The sequence below is a fragment of the Terrirubrum flagellatum genome (assembly GCF_022059845.1).
In the GTDB taxonomy this organism is placed as follows: domain Bacteria; phylum Pseudomonadota; class Alphaproteobacteria; order Rhizobiales; family Beijerinckiaceae; genus Terrirubrum; species Terrirubrum flagellatum.
Map to the genome: position 1 here is coordinate 3,380,932 of NZ_CP091851.1, position 15,263 is coordinate 3,396,194.

The following is a 15,263-nucleotide window of genomic DNA, read 5'->3' on the forward strand; positions in this document are numbered from 1 at the left end:
ATTCATCAAGGCTGACGTTCATGTCCGAGAATCTCTACGCCGCGCTCGTCGCGGCCTGCCGCGATCCCGACCACCCCCTGATCGAGAAGCTCGACGGCAAGACCATCTCCTATCGCGACGCATTCGCGCTGGCCGGCCAGCTTGCCAACGCGCTTGTCGCGCGCGGCGCACAGCCCGGCGATCGCGTCGCCGTGCAGGTGGAGAAATCGGTCGAGGCGCTGATCCTCTATCTCGCCTGCCTGCGCGCCGGCGCCGTCTATCTCCCGCTCAATATCGCCTACACGCTGGCGGAGCTCGAATATTTCATAGGCGATGCGGAGCCGCGCATCGTCGTGTGCGATCCCTCACGCCTCGCCGACATCGAACCTCTGGCGAAGAAACTCGGCGTCGTCGCTGTGGAGACGCTCGGCGCCGACGGCAAGGGCTCGCTCACAATGCTCGCCTCGACGCAGTCCGCTGACTTCGCAACTGTCGATCGCAAGGCCGATGATCTCGCCGCGATCCTCTACACCTCAGGCACCACAGGCCGCTCGAAGGGCGCGATGCTCTCCCATCGCAATCTCCAGTCGAACGCCGAGACGCTGAAGGAATTCTGGCGCTTCACCGAAAAGGACGTGCTGCTGCACGCGCTGCCGATCTTCCACACGCATGGCCTCTTCGTCGCGACTAATGTCGTGCTGACGTCCGGGGCGTCGATGATCTTCCTGCCGAAGTTCGATCCTGAAGCGATCCGCACGCGCCTGCCGCGCGCCACCGCCATGATGGGCGTGCCAACCTTCTATACGCGCCTGCTGCAGGAGCCGTGGCTGAACAGGGACGCGACCGCACACATGCGGCTGTTCATTTCGGGTTCGGCGCCGCTGCTCGCCGACACCCATCGCGAATGGCAGGCGCGCACCGGACATGCCGTGCTCGAGCGCTACGGCATGACCGAGACGAACATGATCACGTCGAACCCCTATGACGGCGAGCGCGTTCCCGGCGCGGTGGGCATGCCCCTCCCCGGCGTCTCCGTGCGCATCGCCAACCCTGAAACCGGCGCGCTGCTGCCGGTCGATGAGGTCGGCATGATCGAAGTAAAAGGTCCGAACGTCTTCGGCGGCTACTGGCGCATGCCGGAGAAGACGAAAAGCGAATTTCGCGATGACGGCTACTTCATCACAGGCGATCTCGGAAAGATCGACGCGAAGGGCTATGTCTCGATCGTCGGCCGCGGCAAGGACCTCGTCATCACCGGCGGCTACAATGTCTATCCCAAGGAAGTCGAGGCGGAAATCGACGCGCTCGACGGCGTCTATGAAAGCGCCGTGATCGGCGCGCCGCATCCCGACTTCGGCGAAGGCGTCACCGCCGTCATCGTGCAGAAGAAAGGCGGCGCGCTCGACGAACGCGCAGTTTTGAAGGCGCTCGACGGGCGCCTCGCGAAATTCAAACTGCCGAAGCGCGTGTTCTTCGTGGCGGACCTGCCGCGCAACACCATGGGCAAGGTGCTGAAGAACGAACTCCGCAAGCAATATGCTGATATCTATGCCGCGAAGAAGCCGCTGAGCGCGTGAGCGAAGGCGGCTCGCGCCGCAGCGCTCTTTGACAATCCGCGCTCTGCGGCGCACCCATGGCCGCGCAACAATTATCGGGGCGGCGAATGGCGTATCCGAAAGCGGACTGCGTTCTGATCAATGGTCCTGTTTATCTCGGCTTGCAAGAAGGCTATGCGAGAGCCGTCGCGCTTTGGTCCGGCCGCGTGCTTGCGACCGGCCAGCCCTCGGACATGGAGCCGCTGATCGGCCCGGCGACGCGCGTCATCGATCTGCGCGGCCGGCTCGCGACGCCGGGCTTCTATGAAGCCCATCTGCATCTTCTGCCGCTCGGTCTCACCATGGCGGAGCTCGACATCAGGCCGCGCTTCGTGCGCACGCTCGATGGCTTGCAGAACATGATCGGGGAGCGCGCGGCGAAAGCGAAGCCCGGCGAATGGATTCTCGCGCGCGGCTACGATCATTTCGAGCTCGACGTGAAACGCCACCCGCATCGCACGGAGCTCGACGCCGCAGCGCCGAACAATCCGGTCTATATCGTGCGCGCTTGCGGCCATCTCTCGGTCGCGAATTCGATGGCGCTGCGGATCGCAGGCGTCGATGAAACAACGCTGGTTCCCGCCGGCGGCGCGATCGAGCAGGTCAACGGCAAGCTCACCGGGCTGATGGCCGAAAATGGCCGCGACGCGGTCAAGAAGGCGCTGCCAAACCCGACCGATGAGGAACTCGTCGCAGCGATCGAGCGCGCCGGTCGCTATTGCAACAGCTTCGGCGTCACCAGCGTCATGGACGCGGCGGTCGGCATGCGTTCGGGCTATCGTGAGATCGCCGCCTACCGCACGGCGCAGCGCGTCGGCCGGTTGCCGGTGCGGACCAATATGTGTCTGCTCGGCGGGCCGGGCGGCGTCGTTGACGATTGCTGGCGGGACGGACTCGTCACCGGCGTCGGCGATGACCGGCTCAGCGTCGGGCCCGTGAAAATCTTCACCGACGGCTCCGCCGGCGGCAGAACAGCAGCGATGAGCGCGCCCTATCTCGGCGAACCCGAGACGAAAGGGATTTTCTGTCTCACCGACGCAGAAATGAACGCGCTGACGCTCGATTATCACGCGAAGGGCTATCAGCTCGCTGTGCATGCGATCGGCGACGCGGCGATCGAGCAGACGCTCAACGCCATGGAGGCGGCGCTCAAGGCGCATCCCGATCCCACGCGCCGCCATCGCATCGAGCATTGCGGCTTCAATTCGCCGGCGCAGATCACGCGCATGGTCAGGCTCGGCGTCGAGCCGGCCCCGCAACCGGTTTTCATCCATGATTTCGGCGATCTCTATCGCGCCGTGCTTGGCGACGAGCGGCCCGAAACGAGCTATCCGATGCGCGACTGGATCAATGCGGGGTTGAAGCCTTCGGCGTCGTCCGATGCGCCGGTGTGCGACGTCAACGTATTCACCAACATCTATGCGATGCTGACGCGCAAGACGTCGCGCGGAACCGTGATCGGCGCGAGCCAGAAGCTCGACATTCACGAAGCCATCGCCGCCTACACGGATTTCGGCGCCTATCTCAACAAGGCCGAAGCGCAGCGCGGCCGCCTCATCCCCGGCATGGCGGCCGATGTCGCGGTCTTCTCACGCGATCTGACCGCCGCGACGCCGGAAGAGATTCTGCACGACTCACGCTGCGACCTGACGATCGTGAACGGCGAGATCGTCCATGACGCGGCTGGTGAGTTCGCGTGACAACGCGCGGGAAGCGCGCTTCACGCCTCGCGCTTCGGCAGCCTCTCGCTGACGCGCATCACGGCGAGCGCAAGCGCTTGCGCGCAGGGCACGAGACTGTCGATCTCAAGGAATTCGTCCGGCGTGTGGCCGGCGCCGCCGATCGGGCCGACGCTGCACAAAGTCGGGCAGCCCTGCGCCGCGGTGAAGCCTGAGTCGGCGCAGCCGCCAGAGAATTGCGCGCCGACCTCGAAGCCGAACTCGGCCGCCGCGCCCTGATAGACCTCCAGCATGCTGCGCGCTTCCGCTGACTGCTCCAGCGGCAGGAACTCGCCCTTGATGATGAATTTGCCGCTCGCGCCCGCGACCATCGGCGTCTCGACGATCTCCTTGATGCGCGCGACGAGCCGATCGCGCTGCTCTGTCCTGACATAGCGCAGATCGATCTCGCCCCAGGCGCTCGGCGCGACGGTGTTCACCGTCTGGCCGCCGCCGATGAGGCCGACATTGACCGTGATCCCTTCCTTGAGATCGGTCAGCTCGTGCAGCAGCGGCACCTTCTTCGAGAGGTCGAGGATGGCGGAAATGCCGCGCTCATAGGCCGCGCCGGAATGGGCGGCCTTGCCCGTCACCTCGAAGCGCATGAACACGCCGCCCTTGCGCCCCTGCGTGATCATCTGCTTGCGGCCCTGCGTGAAGCGCTGGCCCATTTCAGGCGTGCGGCTCGGCTCGCTGTTGAAGACGCAGCGCGCGTCGCGCGCCACCTGTTCGATCACCGGTCGCGACGAGGGCGACGCGATCTCTTCATCGCTGGTGACGAGCAGCATGATCGGACCCGGACGATTCTCGATCCGCGCCATCGCCGCCGCGACGAAGGCGTTGAGCACGAGGCCCGCCTTCATGTCGGCGACGCCGGGGCCGCGGCCATGGCCTTCGACAATCTGGAAGGGCCGACGCCGCGGCTCGCCCACGGGAAACACCGTGTCGCGATGGCCCATCAGCACGATCGGGCGCTGATCGTTTGAAGCGGGGTGCGGCAAGGTCGCCTTGATGGCGTCGCCATATTCGGCGCTTGGAACGATCTCGATCTCGAAGCCCTGCTTCTTGAAGAAGCCGGTCAGCACCTCGCCGGCCTTGTCGACGCCCGTCTTGTCGTAACTGCCGGAATCCGCGTTCACGAGATCGGCGACAAGGTCGATCATCGCCTGCTTCTGCGTCGCCAGCCACGCGGTGACGGCGGATTCCGATTCGTTGAGCGCCATGATTGTTCTCGGAGCGGGAAGGACAAGTTGGCTTAGAGCATCGCGCGCGATCCGTCATCGCATGGCCTTCGCGCCATGCGCAGAGCGGCTCTACGGGCCGCGCAGTCTCACTTTTCGGAACGGGGATCGAAAGCGTGCTGGAGCGCGTCGCCGAGGAAATTGACGGCGATCACGGTGATGAAGATCAGGAGGCCGGGATAGATCGCGAGCGCCGGAGCGGTCGTGACCAGCTCCTGCGCATTGTTCAACATGTTGCCCCAGCTCGGCGTCGGCGGCACTACGCCAAAGCCGAGGAAGCTCAGCACGGATTCAAACAGGATGACGCGGCCGACAGTCAGCGTGAAGGCGACGATGATCGGCGTCGCCACATTCGGCAACACATGCACGACCATGAGATAGAGCGAGCCCGCGCCGCTGCCGCGCGCCGCCATCATGAATTCGCGCTCCTTGATCGAGAGCGTCGAGGCGCGCACGAGCCGCGCGATCGGCGTCCAGTCGACCAGCGCGATGATCACGATGATGCGCCAGAAGCCCATGGCAGGTGAATGGGCGACTTCAGAGGAAAATCCGAGCTTGGTCAGATCGACCGCGCCAAGCACGATCAGCAGAGGCAAGAGCGGCAGCGCGATCATGCCGTCGGTAAAGCGCATGAGAAAAGAGTCGAGCCGGCCGCCATGGAAGCCGGCGACGACTCCGAGCGTGACGCCGAACAATCCGCCAATCACGGTCGCAAGCAGGCCGACCAGCAGCGAGGTCTGGCCGCCATACATGAGCCGCAGCAATTCATCGCGTCCCGCTTCATCGGCGCCGAGCCAATGCTGCGCCGAAGGCGGCTCGTAGCGCCGGAAGAGATCGGTCTGGTTGGCGTCGAGGCCGCGCCAGGCTTCGAGCGGCGCCGCCATCAGACAGAACACGACAAGCAGCAGCAGGACCGCGATGCTGATGAGCCCGGCCCGATGGGCGCGGAAACGCTTCCAGCGCAACGACCAGATTGACTCCGAAGGCGGCTGCGCGGGGGCGGCGCCGTGCGTGATCGCGCTGTTCTCAACCGCGCTCATTTCAGCGTGATCCGGGGATCGAGGAAGCTGTAGGCGACGTCGGCTGCGAGATTCGACAGAAGCGTGACGAGCGTTGCGAACAGAAGGCCGGTCAAGGCGAGGTTGAAATCGTTCGACAGGATGGAATCAAAGATCATCTTGCCCATGCCCATCTGCGCGAACATCGTCTCGGTCACCAGCGCGCCGGAGAAAAGCGTTCCAAAGCTAAGCGCCATGATGGTGACGACGGGAACGAGCGCGTTGCGCAGCGCATGCAGGAGAATGACGCGCGGCGGCGCGAGTCCCTTGGCGCGCGCGGTGCGGATGTAGTCAGCCTGCAATGTCTCTATCATCGCCGCGCGCACATAGCGCGTGAACTGGCCGGCGTTGGCGAGCGTCAATGTCGTCACCGGCAAGATGAGATGCCGCGCCTGATCCCAGAAGCCGTAGTCGCCGACCTTGCCCATGCCGCTCGCCGGCAGCCATTGCAGCGTGACGGCGAAAGCGATGATGAGAATAAGCGCCAGCCAGAACACGGGGATAGAGATGCCGGCGAACGCGACGAAGCCGATCAGCGTGTCGAGCCAGCCGCCCGGCTTCAGCGCCGAGATCACGCCGAGCACGACCGAGATCACGACGCTCAAGAAGAAGCTGATGAGCATCAGCTTGCAGGTCTGCAGCAGCGCCGGCGTCAGCACTTCGAGCACCGGCCGCGAATGGGTGCGCGAGAAGCCGAAATCGCCTGAGAGGATCGCCATCAGCCAACGGGCATAACGCAGCATCAGCGGCTGATCGAGACCATAGATGGCGCGCAGATTCTTCATCACTTCAGGCGTCATGCCCGGCATGCTCGCGGCCATGATGTCGACGGGGTCGCCCGGCATCAGGCCGATCAGCCCATAGATCACGAAGGACATGACCAGCAGGACGACAGCGGCCTGCAGAAGACGTCGTGTCAGGAAAGCAAACATCGCTTTTCATTCATGCGGCGCGGGATGGGCCCGCGCCGCAGCTTGCGTTTATTCGGAGCGCCAGTTTTCGGACCAGAAGCAGCTCCAGTCGCCATGGCCCGTCGGCTCATAACCCTTGAGCCACTTCGGAACCACATGCGCTTCGGCGCGGAAGAAGAGCGGGATCACCGGCAGTTCCGCCGCATAGATCTTCTGCATCTCCGCCCAGTCTTCCTTCTGCTTGTCAGGGTCGAGCTCGGTTTCCGAGCGATCGATCAACTCGTCCATTCGCTTGTTGGAGAAGTTGATGTAGTTCGCGCCGCCCCAGCCATTGGCTTCGGTCGGAATATTGTCGCTCGCCAGCGTGCGACGGGGCGACGCTCCGACATTGCTCGACCAGGCGTACATCGCGAGCCCTGAATAGGCGCGCTTCTTCATGGTCTCGCCGAAGAAGGTGCGCGCCGGCTCGTTCTTGATGCGCACCTCGATGCAAGCTTGCTTCCAGTTGTTCTGCAACACCTGCTGCTGCAATTCGCGCAGTCGATTGCCGGCCGTCGTGCCGAATTCGATCGACAGCCTGTCGCCCTTGTCATTGCGGCAGATGCCATCCGGTCCCGGCTTCCAGCCCGCTTCCGCGAGCAGCGACTTCGCCTTCGCGAGATCGTAGGGGTAATGCATCGCTTCCTTGGCGTAGGTCGAGCTCAACGGATTGACCCAGGTGTCGGCCACCGGCTGCATGCCCTGGAACAGACGCTCGGTGAGCGTCTTGCGATCTGCAGAATAAACCAGCGCCTGCCGCACGCGAATATCCTGCAGCAGCGGATTGCCGTTCTGCAGGTCGATATGCTCGTAGTTGAGGCTCGGCTTGAAGATGTAGGTGAACTTGTCAGGCTGCTGCTTGCGCAGTTCGAGCACCTGATCGATCGTCAGGCCGACGCCTTCGCCCGCCACCATGTCGACGTCGCCGGAGAGAAGGTTCGCCTGGAGCGCAGCCGTATTCTCGATCAGCTTGATGATGATGCGCTTGAAGCCCGGCTTGGTTCCCGGCCAGTGCGGATTGGGTTCGAGAACGATCTGCGCGCCGGATTGATAACCCGTAACCATATAGGGGCCGTTATAAAGACCCGGCGTCGTCGGCGTGCGCGCATAGGCGGTCTGCTTGATGTAGTCGCCGGCCTCCTTCGCCTTCTCGTAGATAGGGCCCTCGATATGCGAGGGCAGCACCTGATCCCACTCATTGTAGGAGGCGAGCACCTTGTCGAGCGTCAGCACCGCGGTGCTATCGTCGACCACGTCGACCTTCACCGCGCGCGTCCAGGGATGACCGTTGGAGAATCCGGTCTTGGGGTCGCCGGCGATGCGCCAGGTGAACTCGAGGTCCTTCGCCGTCACCTTTTCGCCGTCGGCCCATTTCAGATCGGGCTTCAGCTTGATGGTGACTTGCATGCCCTTCTTGCCGCCGGGCATATCGACAATCTTCACGAGGCCGTTCTGCAGCGTCGGCAATTCGGTGCAGATGAGGCAGGTGTTCTTCCAGTCCTTGTCATAGGCGGTGATCTGGCGGATCGCGAAGCCGAGCGTGTAGGACTTGATCACCTCCGCGTCGATGTTGGGATGCAGGCTTGAGGGGAATTGCGCGACCCCGATGGTGAGCTGATCCTTCGCCGAAGCCGGCGAGGCAATAAGAGAGCCCGCTACGGCGAACGCCGCGAGCGATGTTGTCAGGCGCATGAAGGCCTCCCGAAATGTCGTGGCGGCACCCTAGCGTCCCGCAAAGCCGCGTCAACAAATCGCCTGACAAAGCGGTGTCTTGGTGGAGCGTCGCCGCCTAGCGGGCGGTCGGCGGCAAGAGTTCCGGGGTCGGCCTGTGAAAAGTCTCGCATCCGCGCTTGAGGCCGAGCGCTGGCGCCGTGATCGTCGCGATCATTTCGGCGGGGTTATCCACATCGACAAGCAGCAGATCGGCCGGCGCGCCGACTTTCGCGCCGTAATCTTCAAGCCGCATCAGACGCGCAGCGTCGTTGGAGATCATGCGCCAGCAGCATGCAAGCTCGTCGTCGGAGCCGAGCTGCGCCACATTGGCGTAGAGATTGGCCATGCGCACGAGCGAGCAATCGCCAAACGGCGTGAAGGGATTGCGCACATTGTTGGTGGCGATCGAGCATGTGACGCCTTCCGCCTGCAGCGAGTGCGCCGGCGCAACGCCGCGCGGCCTGTTTCCGCCGGCGCTGCGGCCCATGAGGAAAAGATCGGTCGAAGGAAGGACAGTTACAGCGACGCCTGCATCGGCCAGCCTGCGACCGATCGCTCGAATGTCGCTCTCGCTGATCGCCGAGAGTTTCGTGACATGCCCGACGGCGACGCGCCCGCCCCAGCCGGCCGCCTCCGTCGCTCGACAGACCTTATCCAGCGTCATGGCTGAGGGATCGAGGTCGAAATCGAGATGGAAGTCGACATCGAGATCGTATCGCCTCGCGATCTCGAAAATGCGATCGACCTGAGCATCGGGATCGCTGTCGGTGTAGGGACAGCCGCCGATGAGATCGGCGCCGTTCTCGCAGGCTTTAATAAGAAGCTCCTCGGCGCCGGGATCGTTGGTCAATCCCTCCTGCGGAAAGATACAGATTTGCAGGTCAATGGCCCAGGCATAGTCGCGCTTCAGTCGCCTGATCGCATCGAAACTGCGCAGGCCGATGCGCGGATCAATCTCGACATGCGTGCGCATGCGCATCGTCCCCTGCAGGATCGCCTGCTCCAGCGTCCGCCGAGCGCGGTCGTAGATATCCTCTTCGGACATCTCCTTCTTGAGCTTCGACACCAGCGCGATGGAGTCAGCCAACGAGCCGGCGGCGGCGCAGCGGTCGCACAGGCGCGATTTGTCGAGATGGATATGCGTCTCAACGAAGCCGCAGCAGACCATGCGGCCGCGGCCCTCGATCACGCGCGCCTCGCTTGCGATCGCGGGCGCGATCCCGGCGATGCGGCCGTTCGATATGCCGATGTCGCAGGCTTCGCGCGCGCCTTCGATGCGCGCGTCGCGAATGACGAGATCGAGCGTCATGCGAGAACCGCCGAGATCACTCGGCGGCGACCGGCCAGCGCCAGAAATCGGCGCCCTCGCCACTCAGCGAGCGGTTCAGCACCATGCGATGCACCTCATCGGCGCCATCGACGAGCCGCGCCTGCCGGGCGTAGCGATAGATCCATTCGAGCACGGTGTCCTTGGAATAGCCCCGCGCGCCGTTGATCTGGATCGCGATATCGGCCGCCTGATGCAGCGTGTTCGCAGCCTGGATCTTCGCCATCGAGACTTCCTTGCGCGCAAGCCCGCCGCGATCGAGCTCCCACGCCGCCTTCATCACCAGCAGGCGCGCGATCTCGATATTCATCGCGGTCGAGCCCAGCATGAGCTGCACGCTCTCGCGATCGGCGAGGCGCACGCCGAAGCCATGCCGCTCCGCTGCATAGGCGTTCGCGATCTCGACGCAACGCTTGGCGAGGCCGAGCCAGCGCATGCAATGGGTGAGGCGCGCCGGCGCCAGGCGAATCTGCGTGACGCGCATGCCCTGCCCTTCGCCGAGAAGCACGTCATCAGGCGCGACGGTCAGCCCGTCGAATTCGAGTTCGCAATGGCCGCCATGCTCTTCCGGCCCCATGATCGGAATGCGGCGCGTGATCTTCCAGCCCGGCTGATCCCTGTGAAAGAGAAACGCCGTCAGCCCGTGGCGTTTGTCATCCGACGTGCGCGCTATGAGAATGAAATGCGCGGCTTCGGCGGCGCCGGTGATGAACCATTTGCGGCCATGGATGCGCCAGGAGCTATCAGCCTGCTTTTCCGCGCGCGTCGCGATCATCTGGGGATCGGAGCCGCCACCGGGATGAGGCTCCGTCATGGCGAAGGCCGAGCGCACATCGCCGCGCACGATCGGCTGCAGCCAGCGCTCTTTCTGCTCCGGCGTCCCGATCGCTTCGAGCACCATCATGTTGCCGTCGTCAGGCGCGGCCGAGTTGAAGGCGACGGGCCCGAAGATCGAGCGATTCATCGCCTCATAGCAGACCGCCATGCCTACGCGACCAACGCCAAGGCCGCCGGTCTCTGGCTTCAGTTGCAGACACCACAGACCTTCTGCTTTCGCCTTCGCGCGCACCTTCGCAAGCAGATCGAGCGTGATGTTCTCATGCGCGTCGTAGGATGCGGGGTCGCTCTCGAGCGGGATCAGTTCCCGCTCGACAAAGGCTGCGACGCGCGCGCGCAATTCTTCGAGCGCAGGCGAAATCGTGAAGTCCATGGCGCCGCCCTTAGAGCCTGTCAGTTCAGGCGCTCGATCGCGATCGCGATGCCCTGCCCACCGCCGATGCACATGGTGCAGAGCGCGCGCTTGCCGCCGACGCGCTTCAGCTCATGCAGCGCCTTGACGAGAATGATCGCGCCCGTCGCGCCGACGGGATGGCCGAGCGCGATCGCGCCACCATTGGGATTCACGCGGTCGGGGGCGAAGCCGAGTTCTTTGGTCACCGCGCAAGCCTGCGACGCGAACGCCTCGTTGCTCTCGATCACGTCGAAATCCTCGATCTTGAGACCCGTTTTCGCCAGCAGATTGCGCACGGCGGGAACCGGCCCGATGCCCATGACGGCGGGATCGACGCCGGCATGGCCATAACCGAGGATTTTCGCCATCGGCTTCCTGTTCTCGCGCGCGGCGCGTTCGGCCGACATCAGCACTACGGCGGCGGCGCCGTCATTGATGCCGGACGCATTGCCGGCGGTGACGGTTCCATCCTTCTGGAACACCGCGCGCAGCGAGGACAACCCTTCGAGCGTGGTGTTCGCCTTGGGATGTTCGTCGGTGTCGAACGCAACCATGTCGCGGCCGCGCTTCACCTCGACGCCGACGATCTGCGAAGCGAAGCGCTTGTCGGCGATGGCGGCCGCGGCGCGCTTCTGGCTCTCGACCGCGAAGGCGTCCTGCTCGGCGCGCGTGATCTGGTGCTGGCGCGCGACATTCTCCGCCGTAACGCCCATATGGAATCCCTGGAAAGGATCAGCGAGCGTGCCGGTCAGCATGTCGACGAAAGTGGTCTCGCCCATCTTCACGCCGGAGCGTAGCATCTGCGTCGCATGCGGCGCGCGCGACATGGATTCGGCGCCGCCTGCGACCGCCACGTCGGCGTCGCCCAGCATGATCGACTGCGCGGCGGAAATGACAGCCTGAATGCTGGAACCGCAGAGGCGGTTGACGGTGAGCGCCGGGACTTCCTTCGGCACGCCGCCATTGATGCCGGCGACGCGGGCCATGTACGCATCCTTCGGCTCGGTCACGATCACCTGACCGAAGACGACATGGCCGACCTGATCGCCGGCGACGTCGGCGCGCTTCAGCGCCTCCCTGACCACAATCGCGCCGAGTTCGGTCGGCGGCTTGGCGCTGAGCGAGCCCTGGAATCCGCCGATCGCGGTGCGGACTCCCTCGAGAATGACGACGCCGCTCATGAAATCCTCCATCGCCCGCCTGACCGGTCGGCGATTACCCTATGCGGCCCCTTCCCCGCCGGCGTCAATGCGCTCCCGGACGATGCGCCTGCGCAGGGCCGCTCGCGATCCCGCGGGCGCATTGAGGGGCTGGAACGCATTTGATAAGGGGGCGGCTTGAGCGTCACTCTCCCCTTCGTCCGTCAAATTCCCGGAGCCCCGCCATGTGCGGCCTGCTGGCGCTGATCGGCCGCAGCCGGCGCGCGGAGCCGGCCGCTTTCGAGGCCGGCATGCGCGCGCTCGCCCATCGCGGCCCCGACGCGCAGGGGCGGCTGTTCGAGACAATCGAGGCGACCGACGGCACGCCGCCGATCGAGGCGGCGTTAGGTCATCTCAGGCTTTCGATCATCGATCTCAATGCGCGATCGGATCAGCCGCTGACATCAGGCGCGCATACGCTCGTCTATAACGGCGAGATCTACAATTATCGCGAGCTGGCGACGGACCTTCGCGCATCCGGCGCGGCGTTCAACACGCAAGGCGATTCCGAAATCCTGCTCAGCGTGCTCATGCGAGAAGGCGTCGACGCGCTGCGCAAGGTCAACGGCATGTGGGCCTTCTGCTGGCTCGACCGCGAACGGCGCAAGCTGATCGCCGCGCGCGATCGCTACGGCAAGAAGCCGCTCTTCTTCCTTCGCGAAAATGACCGCATCGGGTTCGCCTCGGAAATCGGGGCCCTGCTCGCGGCGATGGGGCGCAAGCCCGCCATGCGGCCTGACGCCATCGCATCCTTCCTCGCGGAGGGCTGGCTGTTTCCGCAAGCCGACGGACGCACGCATCTTCAAGATGTGCGCGAAGTCAGGCCCGGCTTCGCAGTCGAAATCGATCTCGGCACATGGGAGATGACGGAACGGCGCGTCTGCGATGTAGAGATCGAGGCGATATCGGACACCGCGCTGCATGATGATCTCGCTGACGCGGTGCGTGCGCGCCTCGTGTCCGATCGCAAGATTGGTTTGCTGCTGTCAGGCGGCGTCGACAGTTCGCTCATCCTGTCGATCCTCGCGAGTGCGAAACTGCTCGATCAGGTGGTCTGCGTGATCGGCGACGCCGGCAAAAGCGAGGATGCGCGCTATGCGCGTGAATGTCTGCGCGCGCTGGGGCGGGAAGCGCTCGAAATTCCGCTTGATTACGCCGGCGCCGGCTTTGATCATTTCCTCAATATCTGCGCGCATCAGGAAAAGCCGTTTCCGTTGATCGGCAATGTGCTCGGCATGTCGGAGCTCTATGCCGCCATCGGCGCGCAGGACATCCGCGTCGTGCTCGACGGCACCGGCGGCGATGAGATTTTCGGCGGCTACTGGACGCGCTACGCCGGCTTCGCCCTGCGCGACGCGCATCGTTCCGGCGACGCCAGGTGGATCGACGCCGCTCGCGACGGCGGCGCGTTGCCGCCTCATTTCGCGCGCCAATCAAAGCATGATGTCGCTCAACCCGGCTTCGCATCGCCGCCACGTGACGCGCTGTCGGCCGCGGACCTCGACATGATGACCAAGGAAGCGCGCGAGGCGGCGCTCTCCGCATCGACAAGCGATCCGCTGATCGGATTCGACGGCGACCTTGCAGCCGCAATGGCGCTCGATGCGCGCGCCGGCCGCATGCAGGAATGGCTGTGGCAGAACGATCGCAACGCCATGTCCGCGGGCGTCGAGAATCGGAGCCCGTTTCTTGACTGGCGGCTCGCGCGCTTCATTCGCGCGCCCTATCACGCGAAATTCTCCGGCGCGTGGAACAAGGTCGAACTGCGACGTCTGTTCGAACGCTTCACGCCGCTGCCGACCGCGACGCGGCAGGACAAGCAGGGGTTCCGCTGGGTGTATGGCCGGTTTCTTCGCGCCAACCGCGCGCGCATCGTCGATCTCATCCGCGCCTCGTCTCTAGCGCGAAAGCTCGCCGATCTCGATCGCTGCTTGTCTTCACGCCTCGATGACGATGCGCTGCTCTCCTCGCGCATCGTCCAGCGCCTGCTGGTCCTCTCCGGCCTCGAATCGACTGGCAGGATCGCGTGAGCGGGACGACTCAAACACCGCGCGACGCAGCGCCGAGCCGCGCGACGTTCGATGACGACGCTGTGTTCGACATGCTGCGCGGCGTTGCAGCGCTGACGAAATGTCCTGTTATCGGCGATCTCGCGACAGTCATCGCAAAGCATCCCGATCCCGAGCTTTCAATAGCGTTCAACCATAAGCAGATCGGCTCCAAGCTGTGGCTGCGCGATGCCCTCGCTGGCAGCATCGGGCCTTCATTGAGGCGCGTGCTCGTCGTTGGCGGCTGGTTCGGCGTGCTCTCGGCGATGCTGCTCGATGATAACAGGTTCTCGCTCGCACATGCGACGAGTCTCGATATCGATCCGCGCTGTGCGCCGGTGGCGCGGCTGCTCAATCGCCGCGCTGTAGAAGCAGGGCGCTTCGAGGCCGTCACGTCGGACATGTATCTGTTCGACTATCGCCGGCCACAGGACGGCTTCGATTGCGTCATCAATACGAGCTGCGAACATATTCCCGATCTCCGGGCATGGCTTGCGCTCCTGCCGCCTGACGCCGCGGTCGTTCTCCAGAGCAACGACTATCGCCGCGAGCCGGACCATGTCGCCTGCGTCGACAGCCTCGCCGATTTCGAAGCGCAAGCGCGGCTTTCCTCCGTCATCTGGCGCGGCGAGCTGCCCACGAAAAACTATCACCGCTTCATGCTGATCGGCCGCCGATAACAGCGCTCGTACATCCCACGCCAATGCGATCGATCTCACGTCTCGAAAAAACGCTCTTCCGCCTGCAGGGCCAGCATGCCTGCTTCGCCTGGCTGATCGAACAGATCGGCGCGCGCCCCGGCGCCGTCATCGAGCTCGGCCTCGGCCAAGGCCGCACCTACGACCATCTCCGACGTCATCTGCCAGGGCGCGACATCTATGTCTTCGATCGCGTCAACAAGGCCTATGACGACTGCCAGCCTGACGCCGATCATCTTTTTCTCGGCGAGATCGATTCGACCTTTCCCGAACTGATGAAACGCGCTGCGGGACAAGCGATTTTGGCGAACTCAGATCTCGGCTCTTTTGATCGCGCGCGGAACGGCCAGACAGCGCGCATGATCGCGCGCCTGCTGCCGGAGGCGATGGCGCCCGGCGGCTTCATCATGTCGGACCTGCCGCTCGACCTGCCGGGCTTTGCGCCGCTGCCGCTTCCGGAAAAAGCTCCAGCGGACAGCTATTATCTCTATCAGAAGCAAGGTTGA

At 64.3% G+C, this 15,263-nt stretch carries 12 protein-coding genes; 5 read left to right on the forward strand and 7 right to left on the reverse strand.

From position 1 onward, the window contains the following. Window positions 1-20 precede the first annotated feature (20 nt). Together L8F45_RS16300 and L8F45_RS16305 are read left to right on the forward strand one after the other, a co-directional pair. Window positions 21-1,556 (forward strand): malonate--CoA ligase, encoded by a 1,536-nt coding sequence (locus L8F45_RS16300; RefSeq protein WP_342358924.1) that lies wholly within the window; start codon window positions 21-23, stop codon window positions 1,554-1,556. A gap of 86 nt (window positions 1,557-1,642) precedes the next feature. Next, window positions 1,643-3,274, forward strand: a complete 1,632-nt coding sequence (locus L8F45_RS16305; protein WP_342358925.1) for an amidohydrolase — start codon at window positions 1,643-1,645, stop codon at window positions 3,272-3,274. Between the two features lie 20 nt (window positions 3,275-3,294). On the opposite strand, the gene L8F45_RS16310 is transcribed toward L8F45_RS16305, so the two are convergent. From L8F45_RS16310 to bktB, 7 genes are all read right to left on the reverse strand, one after another. Then, the gene (locus L8F45_RS16310) at window positions 3,295-4,515 is read right to left on the reverse strand and encodes a M20 family metallopeptidase (RefSeq protein ID WP_342358926.1); all 1,221 of its coding nucleotides are present in this window, start codon (window positions 4,513-4,515) and stop codon (window positions 3,295-3,297) included. 107 nt (window positions 4,516-4,622) lie between these two features. After that, window positions 4,623-5,573 carry an ABC transporter permease gene (locus L8F45_RS16315; protein WP_342358927.1) on the reverse strand — a complete coding sequence of 317 codons (951 nt, stop codon included), beginning with the start codon at window positions 5,571-5,573 and terminating at the stop codon, window positions 4,623-4,625. Further along, on the reverse strand, window positions 5,570-6,523 hold the full coding sequence (locus L8F45_RS16320) for an ABC transporter permease (RefSeq protein WP_342358928.1): 954 nt from the start codon (window positions 6,521-6,523) through the stop codon (window positions 5,570-5,572). The genes L8F45_RS16315 and L8F45_RS16320 overlap by 4 nt, the downstream gene beginning before the upstream one ends. A gap of 48 nt (window positions 6,524-6,571) precedes the next feature. After that, complete coding sequence (locus L8F45_RS16325) at window positions 6,572-8,233, reverse strand: peptide ABC transporter substrate-binding protein (protein WP_342358929.1); 1,662 nt, start codon at window positions 8,231-8,233, stop codon at window positions 6,572-6,574. Window positions 8,234-8,330: 97 nt separating this feature from the next. Then, window positions 8,331-9,563 (reverse strand): amidohydrolase family protein, encoded by a 1,233-nt coding sequence (locus L8F45_RS16330; protein ID WP_342358930.1) that lies wholly within the window; start codon window positions 9,561-9,563, stop codon window positions 8,331-8,333. A 16-nt stretch (window positions 9,564-9,579) separates the two neighbouring features. Next, a complete protein-coding gene (locus tag L8F45_RS16335; RefSeq protein WP_342358931.1) occupies window positions 9,580-10,791 on the reverse strand; it encodes an acyl-CoA dehydrogenase family protein in 1,212 nt (403 codons plus the stop codon). Window positions 10,792-10,811: 20 nt separating this feature from the next. Continuing rightward, on the reverse strand, window positions 10,812-11,993 hold the full coding sequence (bktB, locus tag L8F45_RS16340) for a beta-ketothiolase BktB (protein WP_342358932.1): 1,182 nt from the start codon (window positions 11,991-11,993) through the stop codon (window positions 10,812-10,814). Window positions 11,994-12,196: 203 nt separating this feature from the next. On the opposite strand from bktB, the gene asnB reads away from it, so the two are divergent. From asnB to L8F45_RS16355, 3 genes are all read left to right on the forward strand, one after another. Next, complete coding sequence (gene asnB, locus L8F45_RS16345) at window positions 12,197-14,041, forward strand: asparagine synthase (glutamine-hydrolyzing) (RefSeq protein WP_342358933.1); 1,845 nt, start codon at window positions 12,197-12,199, stop codon at window positions 14,039-14,041. A 71-nt stretch (window positions 14,042-14,112) separates the two neighbouring features. Further along, entirely contained in the window at window positions 14,113-14,739 is a 627-nt protein-coding gene (locus L8F45_RS16350) for a class I SAM-dependent methyltransferase (protein WP_425330027.1), read from the forward strand. 23 nt (window positions 14,740-14,762) lie between these two features. After that, window positions 14,763-15,263, forward strand: a complete 501-nt coding sequence (locus L8F45_RS16355; protein WP_342358935.1) for a class I SAM-dependent methyltransferase — start codon at window positions 14,763-14,765, stop codon at window positions 15,261-15,263.